We start from the raw sequence: 22124 nt of genomic DNA on the forward strand, positions 1-22124 counted from the left end.
TCCTGTGCCTGGCTGCCATCGTTTTGGTGGCCAGGCTCTAAGGCATCAGATACAAAGGGATACGAAATAATTCACCACTAACTGCTTTTTTCAATGAACTCAAAGGCGTCATCGCAGGGCAAGCCCGCTCCACGTTTGATGCTCGGGCCAATTGCTGGGGCGACTCACTTCCTGTGGGAGCGGGCTTGTCCCGCGATGAAGCCGGTGCGGTTTGGCAGCGCCTCTACTGATTGCGCTTCACTCGCCACACCGTATTGGCCAGGTCATCGGCAATGATCAACGCCCCGCGCGGATCGACCGTGACCCCGACCGGCCGGCCGCGGGTCTTGCCGTCTTCACCCCTGAAGCCGGTGGCGAAGTCCACCGGCTCACCTGCCGGCCGGCCATTGCTGAACGGCACGAAGATCACCTTGTAGCCCACAGGATTGGGCCGGTTCCAACTGCCGTGCTCGCCGACGAAGACGCCATCAGCGAACGCCTCGCCCATCGCTGGCAGCGAGAAGTCGACCCCCAGCGCCGCCACGTGCGAGCCAAGGCTGTAGTCCGGTTTTATCGCTGCGGCGACCTTGTCCGGGTTTTGCGGCTGCGCGCGCGGGTCGACGTTCTGGCCCCAATAGCTATAGGGCCAACCGTAGAAACCGCCCTCCTTGACCGAGGTCAGGTAGTCGGGCACCAGATCAGGGCCCAGCTCGTCGCGCTCGTTGACCACCGTCCACAACTGCCCGGTGCCGGGCTGGATGGTCAGCGCGGTCGGGTTGCGCAGCCCAGTCGCATAAGGCCGGTGGGCGCCGGTCTGGGCGTCGATCTGCCAGACCATCGCCCGGTCGATCTCGGCTTCCATGCCACGCTCGGTGATGTTGCTGTTGGAACCGATACCGACATACAGGTAGCGACCATCAGGGCTGATGGTCAGGGCTTTGGTCCAGTGGTGATTGATCTCGGCCGGCAGGTCGGTGACCTTGCTGGGGGGGCCGCTGGCCTGGGTCTGGCCTTCGCTGTAGTCGAAACGCACCAGCGCATCCTGGTTGGCCACATAGAGCTTGCCCTCGGCAAAGGCCAGGCCGTAGGGCGCGTTGAGGTTTTCGGCAAACACGGTCTTGAGCTCATAGTTGCCGTCGCCGTCGGCGTCGCGCAGTAAGGTCAGGCGGTTGCCGCCCTTGACCTGGGTATTGCCCTTGGCCTTGATCGAACTGGCGATAACGTCCTTGGGCTTGAGTTTGGCGGCGCTGCCGCCGCGCCCCTCGGCCACCAGAATATCGCCGTTGGGCAGCACCAGGGTCTGGCGCGGAATCCGCAGGTCAGTCGCGATGGCGCTGATACTGTAGCCCTTTGGCACGGTCGGTTTTTGCTCACCCCAGGCGGTTGGCTGGGCGATTTTCATGCTCGGCAGCAAGCCGCGCTGAGGATCGGGCAACTTGGGGTCGGCGCCGTAGGTTTGCTGGGCATCGCCTTCGCCGCCACAGGCGCTGAGCAGCAGCGCCATGCTCAAGGCAGTCAGTGGGTATCTAGGGTTCATTGCGCACCTCCCGATCGCAAGTTGGTCAGGCCGATCCAGGTCGCGATACAGGCCAGCGCGCTGACGATCACCGACAGCACCAGGCCCGAGGGCATTACCGCCCAGGCGTCCTTGGCATGCTCGAAGGCATTGACCAGGCCCAGCAGCCAGGTGGCCAGCAGCACCAGGAAATACACCAGCGCACGCCCGCCTTTATGCTCGGCACGGATCAGATTGAGCAACCCGAACAGCAACGCCAGCCCGCAGAACAGCAAGCCGCCAGCGATTAGCCAGGCGGCGAAATTGCTCCACTGGATCTGGTAGCTCTGGTAGTAGGCGATGTCACTGAGCAAACCGCCGAGAAACAGCGGCACAGTACCGGCCAGCAAGGTCGCGTGCAGCGGACCTGGCGTGCAGCGATAGACAGGTTGAGTGGTAACAGTCACGGCGGCTCCTTTTCATTCGACAATCCTTGAAGTCCTGCTCAGCGCAGCTGCACAAGACGCGCGATCACTGAGCATAGAAGAAGATCCCCCTGGCAAAGCGTTAGTTCAGCGCATGTGCGCGAATTGAAACGTTTCGAAAGACTTGCCGTTGCGCCACCTCGAACTGCTCTCAGAGAATCCCGGGGCGCGATGACAGGCAATGTGATAAAGGTGATCGAGCCGCCACCATCGAGCCTGAACATGTCCGATACCCCAGAGACCAACACTCGCCCATGGGCGGTCTTGCTGATCTTTCTGCGCTTGGGCCTGACCTCGTTCGGTGGGCCGATTGCCCACCTGGGGTACTTTCGCGATGAGTTCGTCATACGCCGGCACTGGCTGAGCGAGCGCAGCTATGCCGACCTGGTTGCGCTGTGCCAGTTCCTGCCGGGCCCGGCCAGTAGCCAAGTGGGTATCGCCCTGGGCTTGTCGCGCGCCGGCTACCGTGGCGCGCTGGCAGCGTGGGTCGGTTTCACTTTGCCTTCGGCGCTTGCCCTGGTGCTGGTCGCCCTGAGCCTGGCCCGGTATGCACACGCGATTGCCCCAGGCGTGCTGCAAGGTCTGCAGATGGTGGCAATTGCTGTAATCGCGCAAGCAGTGTGGGGCATGGCGCGCGCATTGTGCCCGGACATCCCGCGCATCATCTTCATGGCAGTGGCGACCTGCGCGGCGCTACTGCTGCCGTCAGCGGGCGGCCAGATCACCGTCATCGCCCTCGCTGCTGGCAGCGGTATTCTGCTGTTCAAGCCAAGCCAAGGCACACCCCATGAGCCACTGCCGATCACGATCCGCCGCCGCGCTGCGTTGCTGTGGCTGTCGCTGTTTTGCGCCCTGCTGATCGGTTTGCCGATCCTCGCCAAACTGTCTGCCAATCAGGCCCTGGCGCAGTTTGATGCGTTCTACCGGGTAGGCTCGATGGTCTTTGGCGGCGGCCATGTGGTACTGCCGTTGCTGGAGGCTGAAGTGGTAGCCAGTGGCTGGGTCAGCCGCGACACCTTCCTGGCAGGCTACGGACTCGTGCAAGCGGTACCGGGGCCGCTCTTCACCTTCGCGGCGTTTCTGGGCGCTTCGATGAACGGCGCGCCTAGCGGCTGGGCGGGCGGGCTGATCTGTCTGTTGGCGATTTTCCTGCCTTCGTTTCTGCTGGTTGTGGGTGTGCTGCCGCTGTGGGAGCGTCTGCGCCGTAACACGCGTGCACAAGCGGCGTTGATGGGCATAAATGCCGCCGTGGTCGGGCTGTTGCTGGCCGCCCTGGTGCGACCGATAACGGCCACCGCGCAGCATGCGCCACAAGACCTGGCCCTGGCACTGTTGGCCCTGGTTGCGCTGATGCTGGGCAAACTTCCTCCCTGGCTGGTGGTGATCGCAGGTGGCGCGGCCGGTTGGTTGTTGAGCTTTTTTTGAAATCGGCTGCATCCAAAACACGCACTGGCGGGTAATCCCTTCAGCAGCCTTTCGCTGCCGAACCGTTCCCCTGCGGAGAAACCGTCATGAATGCCAAACCCATCCTCAGTCTCATCCCTCGCACACTGGCCATCGCCAGCCTGTCGCTAACCCTGCACACTGCCTACGCCCAGACCAGCCTGCCCGACGCGGTGAAAGTCCCCGATGGGCACAAAGTGGTCATGCAAACCGTCGGAGTCGGCGAGATCACCTACCAATGCCGGGACAAGGCCAACGCCCCCGGCCAGAGCGAATGGTTCTTCGTCGGCCCCAAGGCCGTGCTCAATGACCGCGCCGGCAAACCCGTTGGCAGCTACTTCGGCCCGCCCGCCACCTGGCAGGCCAAGGATGGCTCGAAAGTAACCGGCACGCAGCTGGCCGTGGCGCCAGCGAGCAAGGCCGACCTGCCCTATCAATTGGTCAAGGCCAATCCGGCCGAGGGCCAGGGCGCGATGCTCGGCGTCAGCTACATCCAGCGCCTGGCCACCCAAGGCGGCGTGGCACCGAGCACGCCGTGCAGCGCGGCCAACAAAGGTGAGCAACAGGTGGTGAAGTACCAGGCCGACTACATTTTCTGGGCGGCCAAGTAACCGCCCAGACGGCTCGGTGAGCGCAGTGAAAGTCGTCTACGCTGTTCGACAAACCCCAGCCCACTGGCCGGGGTATCGACCTGCTGCCGAGGGCTGAACTCACCGTGTCATTGCCCGAACCCGGCTTCGATTACCAAGGCTGTCTTGCAGCCTGCGCGCAGGGCCAGCGCCAGGCCCTGCGCGAACTGTATGACCTGGAAAGCGCACGCTTGCTTGGGGTCGCCCGGCGCATCGTGCGCGACAGCGCCACGGCCGAGGATGTGGTCCACGATGCCTTTGTCAGGATATGGACCGGCGCTGGCAGTTTCGATCCAAGCCGAGGTTCGGCACGCGGCTGGATCTACAGCATCACCCGCCATCTGGCGTTGAACTTCATTCGCGATGGCGCACGCCTGGTGCCTGCCGGCGAGGAGGAGGATGAGCCAGTGTCAGCCGTCTCTGAACAGCAGCCTGGCTTCGACCTGCAAGCACGCTCGGCGAAGATCTTCGACTGCCTCGACCAGCTAGAGCCCTCCCGGCGCAGCTGCATCCTGCATGCCTACGTCGATGGCTGCACGCACGCCGAGATCGCGCAGAAACTCGGCGCGCCGCTGGGCACCGTCAAAGCCTGGATCAAGCGTGGCTTGAGCGCATTGCGGGAGTGCATGGGATGATCACCCACCACGGCGACGAGCGCCCTGATGATCTGCAGCAACTGGCTGGCGAGTACGTCCTGGGCACATTGCCTGGCGAGCAACAACGCGCGGTGCAAGCACGCCTGCAACACGACCCGGCCCTGCGCGCGGCGGTGGATGCCTGGGAGCAGCGGTTGCTGGAGTTGACAACGCTTGCCGAACCTCAACAGCCCAGCCCACAGCTGCGCCAGCGCATCGAACGCAGCCTGGACAGCCTTGGGTCACCCGCCCCGTCAACGTCGCGCCAACCGGCCGACTCGTGGTGGAACCTGCTGCCCTTGTGGCGTGGCTTGGCAGGAGCCGGGCTGTTCGCCAGCCTGCTCATGGCCCTTGCCCTGCTGCTGGGCGACCCACCGCCAGCCACCCCCACTTACCTGGTGGTGCTGGTGGCGCCACACAGCCAGGCACCTGGCTGGGTGGTGCAAGCCAGCGATCGCCAACAGGTACAGTTGATCCCCTTGGGCGAAACGGTCATTCCGGCAGACAAAGCCCTGCAATTCTGGACCAAGGCTGACCACTGGCAGGCGCCGGTGTCACTGGGTTTGGTCAAGCCTGGGCAAACCCTCTCGCTGCCGTTGGACAAGCTGCCGCCGCTTGAAGCGAACCAGCTGTTCGAGCTGACCCTGGAGGGCGTACAGGGCTCGCCGACGGGCAAACCTACAGGGCCAATCCAGTTCATCGGGCGCGCGGTGAAAGTCATCTGATGCCTATTCCATTGGCCTGGCGCTGGGCCTACATCTCCACCTGAGTGCCCAGCTCGATCACCCGGTTAAGCGGCAATTGGAAGTACTTGAGGTTGCTGTTGGCGTTCTTCAGCAAGAACGCGAACAACTGCTCGCGCCAGCGCGCCATGCCCATGCGCTTGGTGGCGATAACCGTCTCGCGACTGAGGAAATAGGTGGTGCGCATCGGGCTGAAGTCCAGGTCCTGACGCTGGCACAGGCTAAGGGCGAGCGGCACATCAGGCTCTTCGATGAAGCCAAAATGCAGGGTGACGCGGAAGAACCCGGCGCCATAGGCCTCGACCTCCAAGCGCTGCTCGGGCCTGACCCGCGGCGAGTCTTCAGCGACCACCGTGAGCAACACCACCTGCTCATGCAGCACCTGGTTGTGCAGCAGGTTATGCAGCAAGGCATGCGGTACCGCATCGGTCCTGGCGGTGAGAAACACCGCAGTGCCCTGCACCCGATGCGGTGGCTGCGCCTGGATGCTGGCGATGAACAGCGGCAGCGCCAGCGCGGCTTCATCCAGCCGCTCGAAGATGATCTTGCGCCCGCGCTTCCAGGTAGTCATCAGCACGAACAGCGCTAAGCCGGCAATCACCGGGAACGCCCCGCCCTGCACGATCTTCGGCGCATTGGCGGCAAAGTACAGGCTGTCGACCAGCAGGAACCCGAGCAGCATGGGGATCGCCAGCCAGCGCGGGGTTTTCCACAACAGCAAGACCACCGCCGCGGACAGCAGCGTGGTGATCAACATGGTGCCCGTCACCGCCACCCCGTAGGCCGCCGCCAATGCACTGGATGACTCGAATCCGATCACCAGCAGCACCACGCCGACCATCAACGCCCAGTTCACCGTGCCGATATAGATCTGCCCCTGTTCGTGACTGGAGGTGTGTTGGATGAACATGCGCGGCACATAGCCCAGCTGAATCGCCTGGCGGGTGAGCGAGAAGGCGCCGGATATCACCGCCTGCGAGGCGATGATGGTCGCCAGGGTCGACAGCGCGACCATCGGCAGCAGCGCCCAGCTCGGCGCCAGCAGGTAGAACGGATTGCGCACTGCCTCTGGGTTGTCGAGGATCAACGCGCCTTGGCCGAAGTAGTTGAGCACCAGCCCGGGCAGTACCAGCAGGAACCAGGCCCGAGCGATCGGTTTACGGCCAAAATGGCCCATGTCGGCATACAGCGCTTCGGCCCCGGTCAACGCCAGCACCACTGCGCCGAGGATGGCCACGCCCATGCCCGGATGAACCACGAAGAACTGCACCGCCCAGGCAGGGTTGAGCGCCAGCAGCACTTCCGGGCGCTGGACGATGCCATGGATGCCCAAGGCACCCAGGACCACGAACCACAGCACCATCACCGGCCCGAACAGAATGCCGATGCGCGCCGTGCCGTGTTTCTGGATCAAGAACAGCCCAACCAGCACGATCACGGCCAGCGGTACCACCCAATGGTCGATGCCGTCGAAGGCCAGCTGCAGGCCCTCTACAGCCGACAGCACCGAAATGGCCGGGGTAATCATGCTGTCGCCGTAGAACAGCGCTGCGCCAAACAAGCCAAGCAGCACCAGCACCCTGCTCAGCCGGGGAAACGGCGCCGCCGCCCGCCGCGCCAGCGCGGTCAAGGCCATGATCCCGCCCTCGCCTTGGTTGTCGGCGCGCAGGATGAACAACACGTATTTGATCGTGACCACCCAGACCAATGACCAGAGCACCAGCGACAGAATGCCCAGCACGCCATCGTGACTGGCTTGCACGCCATAGTGGCCGGAAAACACTTCTTTTAGGGTGTACAGCGGGCTGGTGCCGATATCGCCATAGACCACGCCGACTGCGGCGACGAGCATGCCGATACCTGTGGTTCTACCGTGGTTGAACTGATCTGCTGCGGTCGCTGCTTGGCTCACGAATCACTTCTCTGCACAGGGGGAGGCAACACATTCGGTCCATGAGCATTAGCGGCTCCCCACAACCTGCTTGCCAGGCCGCCGCAGCAGCCTGGGTTCAAACAGGTCAAGTTGACACTGCCCGCCTGCGGGCAAAAAGTGCCGCTAGTATGCTGATCGGCAGCCGTGCTCGTCGTAAAAAAACCGTAAAAACCAGCCCCGGCAGCCACTGCTAAGCGGCCTGAACATAACGAGCGGTCGCAGCTTAGGCCGCGCTTTGGCTGTTTCAGCGCCAGCGACTACGCTGACGTGCAAGCCTTAAGGAGATACCGTCATGCCCACGCTCAACTCGCTGCTCTGTGCGGTGCTTGCCGTTACGCTGAGCAGCACAGCAGCGCTATCGCTTGCTGACCCTGGCAATGGCAAAGGCAAGGGACACGACAAGGGTGGCCAGCACGGCAAGCAGGACCCGGCAGGCGCAAACCACCGGCACGGCGGACCTTCGATCGATGTCGCAGGGGTCAGGATCATTCTTGGCGACAATCGTGACTACTGGAGCCCGGGAGCGGCTTTGCCGCCGGGCATCCAGAAAAACCTGGCTCGGGGCAAGCCACTCCCGCCCGGTATCGCCAAGAAACTGGACAGCCGCCTGCTGGGCCGCCTACCTCATTACGAGGGCTATGAATGGCAACAGGCAGGCAAGGACCTGTTGCTGATCACCCTCGCCACCGGCGTTATTTATGAAGTGCTGCACAATGTGCTGGATTGAGCCAGGCAGTGAAGCTGCATGGGGCACTGTTCTCTGAGACAGCAGCGCCAGCAAAGCTGGCGACAAGCATGCCACAACAAGGGCCGCTAGCAACGGCAGCGGATGCTCCGGCCATAGCCAGCTAACCGCAGCCGCTGCGGATTCGGCGCTACCAGATGGCAATCTCGTAAGTCAGGTAGATGCGGTTGCTGTCACGACCACGGGAGAAGTCCGAGCGATAGACGTAATTGCGCAGTTTCACCCCCAGCCCCTTCGCTACACCTGCCTGAACCACATAGGCCAACTCGATGTCACGCTCCCATTCCGCCAGTCCATCGTCGCCTGAACGGCCATTGTCACCGCTCAGATACCGCGTCATGAAGGTCAGGCCCGGAATGCCGGCGGCGGCGAAGTTGTAGGCGTAGCTGGCCATCCAGGTCTTCTCTTGTTCTTCGATGAACTTGCCGATACCGACGTTGCTGAACGAGTAGACCGTTGCACCGCTGATGTAAGGCAACCCAGCGTCACCGTCGAGCATTTGGTAACCGGCACCGAGTGTGTGCCCGGAGTGGGTATACGATACCTGGCCGCTGATCATGTGATTGTCGATCTTGCCGCCATGGGCGGCGCCGCTATCGCGACTCTTGAAGTAGCGCAAGTCGCTGGTGAACACCCCGCCGGCCAACGACAGGTCGTGGACCAGGCCGGCATAGTCCTGGCGGTAGAAATGCTCTAGCTGAGCGTGGAAGTAGCTCACACGCAGTTGCTTGCTGATGGCATAGTCGGCGCCAGCGAAGCTGAAATCGCCAGACTCGCTGCCACCGTAGCCATCGAGGTACAAACCGGTGCTATCGGTTGAGTCACGCAGCTTGAAACGATCCAGGTAGCCGGCGGTCAAGGTCAGGCCATCGACATCGGTACTGGTCAGTTGCGTACCCTGGTAGGTCTGCGGCACAAGCCGCGCATCGTTGTAGACCAGCACCGGCGTCTTGGGCAGCAGGGTGCCATGCTTGACCACGGTCTGTCCCAGGCGCGCCTTGGCCGTCAGCCCGGCACTGGCGAACTCGTCTGCTGCCCGGCCGTCGTCATGAACTGGCAGCAAGCCGGTCCCACTACGCCCGCGGCCTGAATCGAGGCGCACGCCGAGCAGACCCATGGCATCGAGCCCAAGGCCCAATGTGCCTTGAGTGAAGCCTGATTGGTAGTCGAGCAGAAAACCCTGCGCCCATTCCACTCGCTCACTCTTGGCGCTCGCCGCAGCGCGGGCGCTCATGCCTTGTTCGTCGCGAAAGTTTTCGTTGAAGTAGACGTTGCGCAGCTGCACTTTGAGCTTGCTGTCGTCGATAAAACCGGCAGCGCCGGCCACAGGCAACCAACCGCAGAGCAGGCCACAAGTGGCCCCACGGAAAACAGCTTGGGACATGATCGGTACTCTTTTGTTGTTCTTGGAGAGTTGGGCGCAGGCGCGCCCACTGCAGATCAGACGAAGAAGGACAAGGCCCCCGTGAGCAAGGCCAGTGCGGTAATGACCAACGAAGTCAGCACCGCCCATTTCACGGTGGCCTTCTGGAAGTCACCGATGTCGCGGTCGACCATGCCCACCAGGAGCAGGGTCGAGGCCACCAACGGGCTCATCAGGTGCACCGGCTGACCCAGCACCGAGGCGCGAGCGATTTCTATCGGGTCGATGCCATAGGCAGCCGCCGCGTTGGCCAGGATCGGTACCACGCCGAAGTAGTAGGCGTCGTTGGACAGCACGAAGGTCAGCGGCATGCTGGTCAGCGCAACCACCAGCGGGAACCAGTGGCTCCATGCTTCGGGAATCCAGTCGACCAGGGTCTGCGCCAGGGCGTCGACCATCTTGGTGCCGGAGAAGATCCCGGCGAAGATACCCGCGGCAAACACCAGCAGGACCACGGTCATGGCATTGCCCGAATGGGCCAGGATGCGCTCTTTCTGCAAGTCCAGCTGTGGGTAGTTGATCATCAGCGCCGCGACGAAGCCGATCATGAACAGCAGCGCGGAGTGCATGACACCCAGCACCAAGGCAGTCATCACGGCGATCACCAGCGCCAGGTTCACATACGCCAGGCGCGGACGCTTATGCGGGTTGTCGCCGAGGATTTCCTTGATATAGCAGTTGCCGCCACCGGATTCCAAGGCAATGTTGCCGATCCGCCGGCGCTCCGCGCGCCCCAGCAGGTAGGCGGTGAACACCACCCAGACAGCTCCACCGATCACTGTCGGCAGCATTGGAATGAAGTATTCGGTCGCGTCCAGCCCCAGCGCGGCAATGGCTCGAGTGGCCGGCCCTCCCCAGGGGCTCATGCCACTCATGATGCTCAACGACAGCATCGACACCGTGGCCAGGATCATCGGGTTCATGCCGATGCGCTTGTACAGCGGCAGCATTGCCGCGCAGGTAATCATGTAAGTGGTGGTGCCGTCGCCATCGAGCGCTACCAGCAGCGACAGCAACGCAGTGCCGATGGCGATCTTGATCGGGTCGCCGTTGACGCGTTTGAGAATCTTACGGATCAGTGGATCGAACAGGCCGGCGTCGATCATCAGGCCGAAGAACAGAATGGCGAACAGCAACAGGGCTGCCGAGGGCGCCACCATCTTCAAGCCATCGAGCATCATCTTGCCAAGTTCAGGGGCAAAGCCACCGATGAGGGCGAAGACAATCGGCACCACGGTGAGCGCAACAATCGGTGAAAGGCGTTTACTCATGATCAGGTAGGTGAAGGTCACCACCATGATCAGGCCCAGGAGTGCGAGCATGGTCTTTTCTCTTGTTGTTATTCTATTGCGGCCATCGGCAAGGCAGACGGCCCCCTACCCCACTCGACATCGCTGGGATGTTGAGTGGGATTTTAAGTCAACGATGGGAGATACAAGTGCTTTTCAGCTGTGCTGCCGTGGTTCGGCAGACCAGTCGACCTGCGCCGTGTCCAGCTCGGGCGGGGCCACCGGGGTACCGTTCAAGCGACTGAGCAAGGTTTCCCGTTCGCAGGCGTTTTCCGACAGTGAAATGACCACAGTGGCCACGGCATTGCTGGCCAGGCTGGTCAAGGCGCGCGCCTCGGACATGAAGCGATCGATACCGATCAGCAAGGCCAGCCCTGCCAGCGGTATGTCGTGAATGACCGTCAGGGTCGAGGCCAGAGCCACGAAACCACTGCCGGTCACACCTGCTGCGCCTTTGGAGGACAACAGCATGATCGCCAGCATCGTCACCGTCTGGCCGAGGGTCAGATCGATGTTGCAGGCCTGGGCGATGAACACCGCAGCCAGCGACAGGTAGATGGCAGTACCGTCAAGGTTGAACGAGTAGCCTGTTGGCAGCACCAGCCCTACTACACCTTTCTTGCAGCCAAGCTTCTCCAGTTTTTCCAGCATGCGCGGCAGAACCGGCTCGGTCGACGAGGTGCCGAGCACCACCAGAAACTCTTCGCGAAAATAGCGCAGCAGCTTCCACAGGCTGAAGCCGTGCGCACGGCAGATACCCCCGAGCACCACCAGCACGAAAAACGCGCAGGCGATGTAGAGCGTACCGACCAGCTTGGCCAATGCCCCCAGCGAGGTTACGCCGTACTGCCCGACAGTGAAGGCCAGCGCACCGAAGGCGCCGATCGGGGCGAAGCGCATCAGATAGCCGAAGATGCGAAACACCATGGTCGAGGCCGACTCAAGTACATCGAGTACCGGCCTGCCCTTCTCGCCCATCGATGACAGGGCGAAACCACTGAGCAACGCGATGAACAGCACCGGCAGCACTTCACCCTTGTTGAACGCCCCGATGAAGGTATCCGGGATGATGTGCATGAAAAAATCGACCACGCTGAGCTTCGCCGCAGACGCGGCATACTGGTCCAGGCCGGCCGTGCTGAGGGTGGCCGGGTCGATGTTCATGCCGACACCCGGGCGGAACAGGTATACCGCGCCCAGGCCGATCACCAGACTGACCACGGTCAGTACCAGGAACAGCAGCAAGGTCTTGCTCATCAACCGCCCCAGCGAGCGTTTGTCAGTCATCCCGGCGATGCCGGTGACAATGGTGCAGAACACCACAGGGGCGATCATCATCTTGATCAGCTTGATGAAGGCATCACCCAGTGGCTTTAGCGCAACGGCTTGTTGCGCCCAGAAGTGACCGACCACCACGCCCAGCAGGACGGCGCAGAGGATCTGGAAATACAGTGACTTGGCGAGTTTCATGAGGCATCACCCATTGTTGAAATTGTGCGGATGCGCTGGTTATCGAGGTGCTGCGACCCTGCCTAACCCGCCAGCCTGCGCAAGGTTGGGGCGTAGACGAAGCCTGAAAACAGTCGACGAGCGGTTCTCACCACCGATGCCTGGAGCGTCTTGCCATCGGCACCGCTGCGCGAAAGCGCTACGTCAATGCCGCCGCTTGGGTGCTCCAGACGCACTTCCTGCAAGTGCTGGGCTTGCTCGCCGAGCATGTCCATGATCACCGTGCCAGGGCTGACGCAGGCAGTCGCCAGGCCGATAGCACCGGTGATGGCCAAGGCCCGGTGGCAGTTGTGAGGCATGAAGTAACGCACCTGCAGCGTGCCGTCATAGCGCGGCGCCGAGACCAGCACGGGCTTGGGGATCACCATGCCGCTGACATCGCCCAATCCCATCGCCTTGCCGGCCTTCAGGCGCAGGGCCTCCAGACGTTGCAGCAGGCGGGTATCGGCATCCAGCTGCGCCGGGGTCTCGGAACCGGTCATGCCCAATTCGCTGGCATGGACGATCATCATCGGCATGGCCATGTCGATGCAGGTCACCGGTACCCCGTCGATCACATCCTGGGCCTGGCCAGTGGGGAACAGTTTGCCGGTCTTGCTACCCACTGCATCGAGGAAGGTCAGGTGCACCGGGGCGGCAGTGCCCGGTACACCGTCGATCGCCGTACGGCCTTCGTAACGCACGATGCCACCAGGGGTTTCCACCAGCGAGTTGACGAAGGTGCCGGTGTTGAGATTACGGATGCGTACCAGGGTCTTGCCGTCCTGCGGCTTGACCAATCCTTGCTCGATGGCGAACGGGCCAACGGCGCACAACATGTTGCCGCAGTTGGGCGCGGTATCGACCCGGCGCTGGGCGACCATGACCTGCACGAACAGGTAGTCGACGTCGGCGTCGGCATGCAGCGACGGGCTGACGATCGCCACCTTGCTGGTTTGCGGGCTACCACCACCGATACCGTCGATTTCCAGCTCATGGCCGGAGCCCATCAGGTTGATCAGCAATTCGTCGCGTTCAACCACGTTGGCAGGCAGATCCCATGCATGGAAAAAAGGCCCTTTAGAGGTGCCACCGCGCATGAGTACGCAAGGAATTCGTTGCATGATTTCGTACTCTTGTTGATCAATGGATATCATTGATGTTGTAGACACAAGACTGACAGGGATGGATAAATCATTCCAATGCAAATATCGTAGTGATTATTGCGTTTTACAGATCAATCTAACCTGACCGCAGGAGAGCGAACTCAGATGGAATATGAACTGCAAGACATTCGATCTTTCGTGAAAATCGCCGAACTAGGCAGCTTCCATGAAGCGGCCGAAGCGCTGCACCTGTCGCAACCGGCCCTGAGTCGGCGGATCAAGAAACTGGAAGAGGGCCTCGGTACTTCGCTGCTGGAGCGCACCACCCGCCGTGTCAGCCTCACCAGTGTGGGACGCGACTTTCTGCCCAAGGCCAGGCGCTTGCTGGATGACTTCGAGGATTCGATCCTGAGCATTCGCGAACTCGCCGAACGCCAGACCGGTCAGGTCACACTCGCCTGCATTCCGACGGCCGCGTTCTACTTCCTGCCATCGGTCATCCGCGATTACAACGAGCAGTACCCGAAGATCCGCATTCGTCTGCTCGACCTCAGCGCCAACGACGGGCTCGAAGCCGTGCTGCGGGGTGAGGCCGATTTCGGCATTAACATGATGAGCGGCCAGCACCCCGACATCGAGTTCGTCTCCCTGGTGCAGGAGCATTTCGTCCTGGCCTGCCGCAGAGACCATGCATTGGCAACCCGTGAGGCCGTCACCTGGACAGAACTGGCCGACTACCGCCTGATCGGCGTCGGCCGTCTGAGCGGCAACCGGATGTTGCTGGACCACGCGCTCTCCGGGCTCAACTTGCGGCCCAAGTGGTTCTATGAGGTTCAACACCTGTCTACCTCGCTGGGTATGGTCGAGGCCGGGCTGGGTGTCTCTGCCATGCCCAGCCTGGCCATGCCCAGCGCCGACCACCCGACCTTGGTCAGCGTGCCGCTGATCGAACCGCAGGTGACTCGCACACTGGGGTTGGTCTATCGGCGCGGGGCGTCGCTGTCGCCAGCGGCGGAAAAATTCGTGTCGATCCTGCTGGACAAATGGCCCAACCGTTGAATCAAACGCCCCGCTTGCAGCCCGGCGCGGCATAGTCACCCTGGACAAGGCGTACATGGCTCAGTCCTCGCCCAGACCGAGTGGGTTGGGCCGACGCTTCTCGATCGCGAACTTGAGCAGCGCGGCGCTACGGAACAGGCCATGGGCAAACTTGCCATAGGGCAATGTGATGAACAGCGCCATGACCGTGCCCAGGTGAATCGCCAGCAGGATCGCCATCGCTGCGGTATCACGCAGGCCCAGCAAGGCGAGGCCCGTGGCGCTGACCAGCAGCAGAAGCAGGAGAAATGCCCGGTCCATGGGGCGCTGGGCAACATCGCCGTGCTCAGCGGCCCTGCGCAAGTTCAGCGCCAGCAACCCGGCCGGCCCGATGATCAAGCCAAGACCTCCCAAGGTGCCCAGCAGCACCGGCGCGCTCAGCAGCGGATACGGCGCCTGTTGGCCCAGCAGGTAGTGGTACCCGGTGGCGACCAGCGTCGCGGCAAAGCACAACATGAAACCGTAGAAGGTGAAATGATGGAAACGTCGGCGCCAAAGCGTGAAGCGATCATCGGCATTGTTGCAGCCTTTGCCATGCCCACCGTCCAGGTATTTCAGGGTCAGCGCAGCACTCGACGCCTCGATCACCGCCGCCGTGGCCGGTTGTGCCAACGCCTCGGCAGGCGAGACTGAGCGCCAGAAGCGTCGTACCGCCATCGCCAGCGCAATACCTGCAGCGGCAAACACACTGCCAAACATTAGGGCCAAGGTGTTGTGTGGGAAAACCGCATAGAAATTTCCCGCCAACCGACCGGGCAGCAATGTGCCGTTGGCCCACAAGGTCAGCAGCAAGAATAACGACAAGGCCACTGCCAAGGCGCTTGCGACAAACGTGCCGTTGCGCCGATACAGCCGCCCGAAAAGGGTTGGCCAGGCATACTCGGCATACGTCTGCACGCGCACTTTGGCCATGGCCTGTGGCACGTTGACGGCGAATTCGTGGGGCTGGGCGTACTGGCAGGCGTGCAGGCAAGCCCCGCAGTTGTGGCATAGGTTGGCCAGGTAATGGATGTCTGCCTTGTTGAACTCCAGCCTGCGGGTCATCGCCGGGAAAACTGCGCAAAACCCCTCGCAGTAGCGACAGGCATTACAGATGCGCAATTGCCGATCTACCTCCTGCTCTTCAAGGGTCAACAGCGGGATCAATTCGGGGGCCGGCTGAGCGGCATCGGGCACGTAGGGTTCAGGCAGTTGCGCGGTCATGGCTATGCTCTTGTTCTGGATGAAGGTGGCCTGTCGCCGCAGCGGCGTGGGTCCCGGCGATGCGGCCGAAGGCTGTGCCGATGGACATGCCGACACCTGCGGTGTAGCCCTTGCCCAACACATTGCCCGCCATCATTTCGCCGGCGACGAACAGGTTCGGGCTGGCATTCCCATTGAAATGCACTGCTGCCGTTTCATCGGTGCGCAGCCCAAGGTAGGTGAAGGTCACCCCAGGTCGCAGCGGGTAGCCGTAGTACGGAGGCGTATCGATCGGGCGCGCCCAGTGGCTTTTCCCCGGCTCCAGGCCCAGGGTGTGACAATCATCCAGGCGGGTGTGGTCGAAGGTGCCCACCTGGCAGGCACGGTTGTAGGCCTGCACGGTTTGGACGAAGGCTTGCACAGGCAAACCGAGCACGCCGGCCAGCCCCTCCAGGCTATCAGCGGTGGCGCCGGGAAAAACCGGCGGCATGAACCGGCCGAGGGCTTTCTGGTCGATGATCGAGAACCCCACCTGGCCAGGTTGATGAGCCACCAGGCGCCCCCAGATGGCATAGCGTTTGGGCCAGAAATCCTCGCCTTCATCATAGAAGCGCTGCCCATCGCGGTTGACCACCACACCCAGCGACACACAATCGATGCGCGTGCAGATCCCGCCGTCGTAAAGCGGTGCGCGGGCGTCGATCGCTACCATGTGCGCCTGGGTCGGGTCACCAATCGTGTCGGCGCCCTGTTCGATCAGACGGCGTAACAGGACCCCGTCATTGAACCGCGTCCCGCGGATCAGGAAATTGTCCGAAGGCCACTCCCCCCGCTCATTCTGCCCCCAGGCTTCGCGCAACCATTGACGGTTCGACTCGAAACCACCGGCAGCCAGCACGCAACTGCGCGCCTCGATGCGCTCGGCAGGAAGTTGCCGGCCCTGGACCTCACGCGCCGGTATAAGGCCGGCTACGAAACGTCCGTCTTGCAGTTCGATATCGGCGACGGGCGTGTCGTAGCGGATCTGTACCCCGAGTTGTTCGGCGCTTCGATAGTAGGCATTGATCAGCGCCTTGCCGCCGCCCATAAAAAACGCATTGGTGCGTGCGGTGTGCAGCGCGCCAGACAACGATGGCTGAAAGTGCACGCCATGACGGCGCATCCAACCGCGGCAGTTGGAGGATGCGCGAATCACCAGGCGCGCGAGCTTTTCGTCGGTCTGGCCTCCGGTGACTTTCAACAGGTCCTGCCAGAACTCCTCTTCCGGGTACGCTTCGACCAGCACGTCCTGCGGGGCGTCATGCATGCACCGCAAATTGCGCGTGTGCTGAGAATTGCCACCCCGCCAGACGCGCGGCGCAGCCTCGAGCAGCAGCACGCTGGCTCCAGCCTCGCGCGCCATCAGCGCGGCACAGAGGGCGGCGTTGCCCCCTCCGATGACTAGCACGTCGATCATTTCGCCTCCAAGTCACGCAGCGCCGGATGTTCGGCTGCTTTTCGGTGACCCAGGACTCTAAAGAGTGCTTCAAGGGCGCGAAACGCGATTACCGCGGGGAGGCATTCAGTTTTTCTAAAGGCCCGGATTAGGGGAAGACTGCGTCAAAGCAACTGAGCGCCCGGCCAGCGGCCCTGCTCCACCAACTCCCGCGAGACTTCCTGCAGTACGATCCGGGTAGCCAAGGCGGCCGGCGAGAGTTCGTCATCGCTCAAGCTGACAATCAGATTGCGTCGCTGCGCTTGCGCCTGATCGATGGAAAATACGCGTAAGCCTGCCTGATGCGCCCGGGCAACCGTTGCGCCCGGCTGAATGGTGGCGGCATGACCTGCACAGACGCAATCCATCAACAGCGACAGGCCATCGACTTCCAAGACGATCCGGGGTTCGCGCCCTGCTCGTTCGAAAATCGAACGCAGCGTAGTCCGCAGACCATGCTGTGTGCTGGGCATCACCAAGGGCAGCGTGGCGATCTGTGCCAGAGTAAGCGCCTCACCCCAATCGGCATTGACCAGCGCGGCAGGAACCAGGACGAACAGGCGCTCGTTCAGCAATGGCCGGACATTCAGGCGAGGCCCGGCGTCCGCTTGGAACAGCACGGCCAAGTCAAGGTGCCTGGCGTTGAGTTGATTCACCAGGTAACCGGACAGCATTTCCACCAAGTGCAGGCGGATGTCGGGATAGCGTTGGCGCATCCTGTCGATCAACGCCAAGCCAAGAATCGATGCGGTAGTCGGTGCCAATCCCACGCTGGCATAACCGCTCATACGGCCACTTTGTGCGGCAAGCACCGCATGCTCTGCCTGACGCAGCGCCAGGCGCGCATGGTATTCGAAGGCCAGGCCCGCCGCCGTCGGTGACACGCCGGTGCTCGAGCGGGTCAAAAGCCGGGTACTCAACTCGCTCTCCAGCTTCGACAGCTGCTGGCTCAAGGCGGAGGCGCCGACACCAAGTTCAAGCGCAGCCCTACCAAGACTGCCGTACTCCAGGACGCTCAGGAAATAGCGAAGCTGACGTAACTCCATAAAAGACTCTTTCACCGCTGGGGGGGGCGCAGAGGCTAGCCCGGATTTGCCGATACGTCAGCCAATTCGAATGCATCATGCCAGGTAGCTCTAGCCTGAGCTGGCTTGACTGCGTGCCTTGCCGTTGAGTAACAGACCTACCTTTGACCCACAGCCTCGGGATTGGCGACGTTCTTGGGTGCGCCGGCAAAAAACGCCACGAGATTGTCGAACGCATCACCAAAGTAAAGCTCGTAACCGTTCTTTTCCACGTACCCCAGGTGCGGTGAGCACAGCACGCGCGGGTGATTGAGCAACGGGTGGGCGGGGTCGAGCACCGGTTCGTCCTCGTAAACGTCCACTGCGGCATAACCTGGCCGGCCGGCCTGCAATGCCTGCAGCAACGCGCCCGGGGCAATCAGTTCGGCGCGACTGACGTTCACCAGCAACGCATCGGTTTTCATCCTGGCAAGATCGTCCAGAGTGACAATGTAGCGCGTGCTCTGGGCCAAGCGCAGGTTGAGGCTGAGGATGTCCGCCTCGGCGAACAAGGCTTCACGCGAAGCTGCGGCGCGGTGGCCATCGGCTGCGGCCGCAGCCCGGCTGCTATCGCTGCCCCACACCAGTACCGGCATGTCGAACGCCTGGGCATAGCGCGCCAGCCGCTGGCCGATCTTGCCGTAACCCCAGATGCCCAGCACCTGACCAGCCAGCCCCGAACCCAGGTTGACCTGCCACTGCCCTTGCCTGAATCCCTGTAGCGCCGCTACCAGCTGACGCCGTGCATTGAGCATCAGTGCCCAGGCCAGTTCTGCCGGAGCTACCGGCGAACCGCGGCCCTCGGTGACGACGATGCCGCACGCCGTGCATGCCGCCAGGTCAAGATGACCAGCAAGCTTGCCGGTCTGGCTGATCAGCTTGAGCTTGGGCAAACGATCCAGCAGCGCGGCATCGATGCGCGTTCGTTCACGCGTGAGCACCAGCGCATCGGCATCGGCAAACCTTATGGCCAATTCCTCCAGCGAGGCCGGTTGCCGATCGTGCAGCACCGTGACGTGGTGAGCCGCCAACCGACTGAAGCAATCGAGCGTACGGATCACATTCTGGTAGTCGTCGGGAATGACGATATGCATGCCGCTGGCCCCTGGCGATGATGGAAGGATCAGACGATAGCTGAGTTGTGGCGCTTATGCCGAGTGCCCTGCGCCACAGACCAGTGAAGCATCATTCAGCCTGCGCTTGGACATGACAGCGTTGCCTTGATCACCGACGCCAGTTTTGCCCAGGCGCTGGCCACGCGGCGGGCGCAGTTGACATCGACGATGCTAAACAGCCGTGCGCGGGCGCATCTAATACCAGTTTCAGATGCCGTCCATAGCGTTATTGGCTGGCATCCTCAGAACGCTGGCAGGCGTGGACCTTGCAACAGCCATGACCCCAGCTCAGAAACTCGCCTTGAGCGATACCATGAAGTTGCGCGGCTCACCGTAGTAGTTGCCGAACGTCTCGGTACCAATGGTGGTGTAGTAACGCTTGTCGAACAGGTTGTTGCCGTTGAGGGCCACAGACCAGGTGTCATCGATCCGATAACCGATTCGACCGTTCCAGATCGCGTAGCCCGACTGGCTGATTTTCTCACCGCTGGAAGGCGAAACGCGGTAATTGTCGCTTTGCGCATTAACCCCGGCGCCGAGGGTGAAGCGTTCAAGTGCGCCAGTCAGGGCGTATTCACCCCACATGCGCAACACATGCCGCGGTACATAGCTGTTGAACGCGGCGCCGTTGAGGGTGGTGTCGATATCGTCGAGGGTCTTGGTCTGGGTGTAGGTGTATCCGGCGAGCAGTTGCAAGCGCTCGATGACTTCGCCGCTGATCTCGGCCTCGAAACCTTGGGCGCGAACCTTGCCGGCATTGACGTAACAGTATCCATCGGAGGACGGGCAGGAAGAGTTGTAGTCAGTTTGCGCCTGATCTTTCTGGATGGTGCGGAACAGGTTGAAAGCGCTGTTCAGGCGACCGTCGAACCAGGCGCCCTTGATCCCCAGCTCGTAGCTCTGGCCCACCAACGGCTTGAGCGCCGAGCCGTCTTCGGAGCGGTAATTGCCCTGCGGGGTGAAGATGTCCGAGTAGCTGGCGTAGGCCGTGAGGTTGTCGTTGAGGTCCAGCAGCACGCCGGCAAACGGCGTGACCTGGCCGGTCTCGCGGGTACTGGAATGCTGCGAAGGGACAGCGTTGAGGAAGTCATAATCGGTGTCGGAGCTGTACCAGCTCACCCGACCACCCACGACTACGGTCAGTGGATCGGCCAGTTTCAAGCGCAGGGTCGAATAGACGCCCTTCTGTTTGGTCACCGATTTGACCGGGCCGCCACGCGACGAATTTTCGATGAAGTAGCTGTCATCCGGCTCAGGGATGGACTTGTCCGGGTTGAATACGTTCTGCCGTTGCGGCAGAAACGCCACCGAGTAGAAATCGTCCTTGTTCGCGCGGCTGGCGTTCATGCCCAGCACCAGTTCATGTTGCTGGCCGAACGCGGCAAATTTGCCATCGATGTAAGCGTCCAGGCCGTAATCGACCTGGTCGTAGTCATACAGGCTGCCGAGCATGCCGGTAGTATTGGTGCCAGGCGTCACCGCTCCGGAGGCGAAGGCATATTTGATGGCCTGGGTGTTCTTGGTATAGACGCTGGCCACCTTGAGCTTCCAGTCGTCATTGAGCTGGTGGGTCAGGTCACTGAACACTGTGGTGCGCTTGCTGCGCCAGGTATTCCAGGAAGGGTCGAGGCAGGTCGAGCGGCTGAGCTTGAGGTCGCTGCGATCCTTGTAGCGCGGCAGGCCACCCCAGCATGGGTTGGCGTCGACATCTTCATAGGCGATGCCCAGGCCGAGCGTGGTGTCGGGGCTGACATCGAGGTCGAGCGCGCCGTAGTACACCTGGTCCTTGCGGCTGGCGTCGTCGACAAAGTAATGCCGGCTCTGCTCGGCGATCACCGCCCGCCCACGCAGGCTGCCGGACGCATTCAGCGGGCCGCCGGTGTCGACCTGGCCGCGATAGTTGTCCCAACTGCCGCCAGAAAGGGTGATGTCGGTATGCGCGACTGCCAGGCCGCGCTTGCGCACGAAGTTCACCCCGCCCGCAGTGCCACCGGAGCCTTTCATCATGCCGGCGGCACCGCGCAGTACCTCGACCCGATCGTAATAGGCCATGTCGCTGCTGAAGCTGTCGGCCTGGACATAGAGGTTGCCCATGTCCAGTGGCACACCATCGTACTGATACTGGCCCGACATACGAAAGCCGCGCGAGTAGAAGTACTTGCCGCCCATGGTCGAGTCGTAGACGGTGATGCCGGGGGTCTTTTCCATGACCTGATCGATGGTGTTGAGGTTCTGGTCATCGAGCATCTTGCGGGTCATCACCGTGACCGATTGCGGGGTCTCCTTGAGCGAGTGTTCACCCTTGCCGATGGTCACCGCACCGGTGGTGTACGAACCGCTGTTTTCGGTGGTAGCACCCAGCACTTGGGCGTTGACCGTGGTGGCGCCCAGCTCCAGCGCCGAGCCCGTTGCCGGCACTGCGCGCAGGACAAAGGTGCCGTTGGCCTGGGGCTCGGCTTGCAAACCGCTGCCACCAAGGATTCGCGCAAAGCCTTCGCTGACGCCGAACGTGCCTTTGATCCCAGGTGAATGCAGGCCATCTGTGTCGCGCGCGTCAAAGGAAATCGCAGCCCCGGCCGCACTGGCGAAACGGCTGAGCACTTCAGTCAAGCTGCCCGCGGCGATATCGAACGAGCGCACCGTACTGTGCTGCTGGGCGGGCACCTGGGCCGCCAGGGTGACGCTCGACCACCCGCCGGCAGTGGTTGCCGCCAATAATCCAACTTTTACTGCTTTCGCCAGCCCACACCACTTGTACACAGCAGACATGCCTACCCTCCCCCAAAAGAACATCAAAT

The 22124-nt window shown here is 62.1% G+C and carries 18 protein-coding genes; 6 read left to right on the top strand and 12 right to left on the bottom strand.

From position 1 onward, the window contains the following. Positions 1–223: 223 nt before the first annotated feature. Positions 224–1516: a PQQ-dependent sugar dehydrogenase gene (locus AAZU54_RS10200; protein ID WP_434727104.1), complete on the bottom strand. Its 1293-nt coding sequence runs from the start codon at positions 1514–1516 to the stop codon at positions 224–226. Beyond that, the gene (locus AAZU54_RS10205) at positions 1513–1941 is read right to left on the bottom strand and encodes a DUF2231 domain-containing protein (protein ID WP_186557033.1); all 429 of its coding nucleotides are present in this window, start codon (positions 1939–1941) and stop codon (positions 1513–1515) included. Before AAZU54_RS10205 ends, AAZU54_RS10200 begins: the two co-directional genes overlap by 4 nt. A 240-nt stretch (positions 1942–2181) precedes the next feature. On the opposite strand from AAZU54_RS10205, the gene chrA reads away from it, so the two are divergent. From chrA to AAZU54_RS10225, 4 genes are all read left to right on the top strand, one after another. Then, positions 2182–3384, top strand: a complete 1203-nt coding sequence (gene chrA, locus AAZU54_RS10210; protein WP_434727105.1) for a chromate efflux transporter — start codon at positions 2182–2184, stop codon at positions 3382–3384. Positions 3385–3470: 86 nt separating this feature from the next. Continuing rightward, positions 3471–4013 carry a DUF3455 domain-containing protein gene (locus tag AAZU54_RS10215; RefSeq protein WP_434727106.1) on the top strand — a complete coding sequence of 181 codons (543 nt, stop codon included), beginning with the start codon at positions 3471–3473 and terminating at the stop codon, positions 4011–4013. 110 nt (positions 4014–4123) lie between these two features. Further along, positions 4124–4666 carry a sigma-70 family RNA polymerase sigma factor gene (locus AAZU54_RS10220; protein WP_434727125.1) on the top strand — a complete coding sequence of 181 codons (543 nt, stop codon included), beginning with the start codon at positions 4124–4126 and terminating at the stop codon, positions 4664–4666. After that, a complete protein-coding gene (locus AAZU54_RS10225; protein WP_434727107.1) occupies positions 4663–5391 on the top strand; it encodes an anti-sigma factor in 729 nt (242 codons plus the stop codon). The genes AAZU54_RS10220 and AAZU54_RS10225 overlap by 4 nt, the downstream gene beginning before the upstream one ends. Positions 5392–5419: 28 nt before the next feature. Here AAZU54_RS10225 and AAZU54_RS10230 read toward each other — a convergent pair whose 3' ends face one another. Beyond that, on the bottom strand, positions 5420–7321 hold the full coding sequence (locus AAZU54_RS10230; protein WP_434727108.1) for a potassium transporter Kup: 1902 nt from the start codon (positions 7319–7321) through the stop codon (positions 5420–5422). Between the two features lie 313 nt (positions 7322–7634). Here AAZU54_RS10230 and AAZU54_RS10235 point away from each other — a divergent pair, with 313 nt between their 5' ends. Next, positions 7635–8069, top strand: a complete 435-nt coding sequence (locus tag AAZU54_RS10235) for an anti-virulence regulator CigR family protein (protein WP_434727109.1) — start codon at positions 7635–7637, stop codon at positions 8067–8069. A gap of 148 nt (positions 8070–8217) precedes the next feature. Here the strand turns inward: AAZU54_RS10235 and AAZU54_RS10240 are convergent, their stop codons facing one another. The 4 genes from AAZU54_RS10240 to AAZU54_RS10255 all read right to left on the bottom strand — a co-directional run bounded on the left by AAZU54_RS10240 (position 8218) and on the right by AAZU54_RS10255 (position 13411). Next, positions 8218–9471, bottom strand: a complete 1254-nt coding sequence (locus tag AAZU54_RS10240) for an OprD family porin (protein WP_312152120.1) — start codon at positions 9469–9471, stop codon at positions 8218–8220. Between the two features lie 56 nt (positions 9472–9527). Then, positions 9528–10832, bottom strand: coding sequence for a CitMHS family transporter (locus tag AAZU54_RS10245; RefSeq protein ID WP_186557020.1), 1305 nt, complete (start codon positions 10830–10832; stop codon positions 9528–9530). Positions 10833–10955: 123 nt separating this feature from the next. Beyond that, positions 10956–12269 (bottom strand): C4-dicarboxylate transporter DctA, encoded by a 1314-nt coding sequence (dctA, locus tag AAZU54_RS10250; protein WP_434727110.1) that lies wholly within the window; start codon positions 12267–12269, stop codon positions 10956–10958. A 62-nt stretch (positions 12270–12331) separates the two neighbouring features. Continuing rightward, positions 12332–13411, bottom strand: coding sequence for a 4-oxalomesaconate tautomerase (locus tag AAZU54_RS10255; protein ID WP_186557016.1), 1080 nt, complete (start codon positions 13409–13411; stop codon positions 12332–12334). A 147-nt stretch (positions 13412–13558) separates the two neighbouring features. Here AAZU54_RS10255 and AAZU54_RS10260 point away from each other — a divergent pair, with 147 nt between their 5' ends. Then, the gene (locus tag AAZU54_RS10260) at positions 13559–14452 is read left to right on the top strand and encodes a LysR family transcriptional regulator (protein WP_186557014.1); all 894 of its coding nucleotides are present in this window, start codon (positions 13559–13561) and stop codon (positions 14450–14452) included. Positions 14453–14512: 60 nt separating this feature from the next. Here the strand turns inward: AAZU54_RS10260 and tcuB are convergent, their stop codons facing one another. The 5 genes from tcuB to AAZU54_RS10285 all read right to left on the bottom strand — a co-directional run bounded on the left by tcuB (position 14513) and on the right by AAZU54_RS10285 (position 22095). After that, a complete protein-coding gene (gene tcuB, locus AAZU54_RS10265) occupies positions 14513–15694 on the bottom strand; it encodes a tricarballylate utilization 4Fe-4S protein TcuB (RefSeq protein WP_186557012.1) in 1182 nt (393 codons plus the stop codon). After that, positions 15675–17129: an FAD-dependent tricarballylate dehydrogenase TcuA gene (gene tcuA / locus AAZU54_RS10270; RefSeq protein ID WP_405129520.1), complete on the bottom strand. Its 1455-nt coding sequence runs from the start codon at positions 17127–17129 to the stop codon at positions 15675–15677. The genes tcuB and tcuA overlap by 20 nt, the downstream gene beginning before the upstream one ends. A gap of 143 nt (positions 17130–17272) precedes the next feature. Beyond that, positions 17273–18193 (bottom strand): LysR family transcriptional regulator, encoded by a 921-nt coding sequence (locus AAZU54_RS10275; protein WP_368971962.1) that lies wholly within the window; start codon positions 18191–18193, stop codon positions 17273–17275. Positions 18194–18330: 137 nt separating this feature from the next. Beyond that, entirely contained in the window at positions 18331–19305 is a 975-nt protein-coding gene (locus tag AAZU54_RS10280; RefSeq protein ID WP_434727111.1) for a D-2-hydroxyacid dehydrogenase family protein, read from the bottom strand. 309 nt (positions 19306–19614) lie between these two features. Continuing rightward, complete coding sequence (locus AAZU54_RS10285; RefSeq protein WP_434727112.1) at positions 19615–22095, bottom strand: TonB-dependent siderophore receptor; 2481 nt, start codon at positions 22093–22095, stop codon at positions 19615–19617. Positions 22096–22124 lie beyond the last annotated feature (29 nt).

Source organism: Pseudomonas sp. Je.1.5.c (assembly GCF_051129895.1).
GTDB classification, from domain to species: domain Bacteria; phylum Pseudomonadota; class Gammaproteobacteria; order Pseudomonadales; family Pseudomonadaceae; genus Aquipseudomonas; species Aquipseudomonas urmiensis.

What these genes read in the sequence shown, in the direction of transcription:
- AAZU54_RS10200 (WP_434727104.1), bottom strand. Translation starts at nt 1,516, where the DNA reads ATGAACCCTAGATACCCACTGACTGCCTTGAGCATGGCGCTGCTGCTC.
- chrA (WP_434727105.1), top strand. Translation starts at nt 2,182, where the DNA reads ATGTCCGATACCCCAGAGACCAACACTCGCCCATGGGCGGTCTTGCTG.
- AAZU54_RS10215 (WP_434727106.1), top strand. Translation starts at nt 3,471, where the DNA reads ATGAATGCCAAACCCATCCTCAGTCTCATCCCTCGCACACTGGCCATC.
- AAZU54_RS10225 (WP_434727107.1), top strand. Translation starts at nt 4,663, where the DNA reads ATGATCACCCACCACGGCGACGAGCGCCCTGATGATCTGCAGCAACTG.
- AAZU54_RS10235 (WP_434727109.1), top strand. Translation starts at nt 7,635, where the DNA reads ATGCCCACGCTCAACTCGCTGCTCTGTGCGGTGCTTGCCGTTACGCTG.
- AAZU54_RS10240 (WP_312152120.1), bottom strand. Translation starts at nt 9,471, where the DNA reads ATGTCCCAAGCTGTTTTCCGTGGGGCCACTTGTGGCCTGCTCTGCGGT.
- AAZU54_RS10245 (WP_186557020.1), bottom strand. Translation starts at nt 10,832, where the DNA reads ATGCTCGCACTCCTGGGCCTGATCATGGTGGTGACCTTCACCTACCTG.
- dctA (WP_434727110.1), bottom strand. Translation starts at nt 12,269, where the DNA reads ATGAAACTCGCCAAGTCACTGTATTTCCAGATCCTCTGCGCCGTCCTG.
- AAZU54_RS10255 (WP_186557016.1), bottom strand. Translation starts at nt 13,411, where the DNA reads ATGCAACGAATTCCTTGCGTACTCATGCGCGGTGGCACCTCTAAAGGG.
- AAZU54_RS10260 (WP_186557014.1), top strand. Translation starts at nt 13,559, where the DNA reads ATGGAATATGAACTGCAAGACATTCGATCTTTCGTGAAAATCGCCGAA.
- tcuB (WP_186557012.1), bottom strand. Translation starts at nt 15,694, where the DNA reads ATGACCGCGCAACTGCCTGAACCCTACGTGCCCGATGCCGCTCAGCCG.
- tcuA (WP_405129520.1), bottom strand. Translation starts at nt 17,129, where the DNA reads ATGATCGACGTGCTAGTCATCGGAGGGGGCAACGCCGCCCTCTGTGCC.
- AAZU54_RS10275 (WP_368971962.1), bottom strand. Translation starts at nt 18,193, where the DNA reads ATGGAGTTACGTCAGCTTCGCTATTTCCTGAGCGTCCTGGAGTACGGC.
- AAZU54_RS10280 (WP_434727111.1), bottom strand. Translation starts at nt 19,305, where the DNA reads ATGCATATCGTCATTCCCGACGACTACCAGAATGTGATCCGTACGCTC.
- AAZU54_RS10285 (WP_434727112.1), bottom strand. Translation starts at nt 22,095, where the DNA reads ATGTCTGCTGTGTACAAGTGGTGTGGGCTGGCGAAAGCAGTAAAAGTT.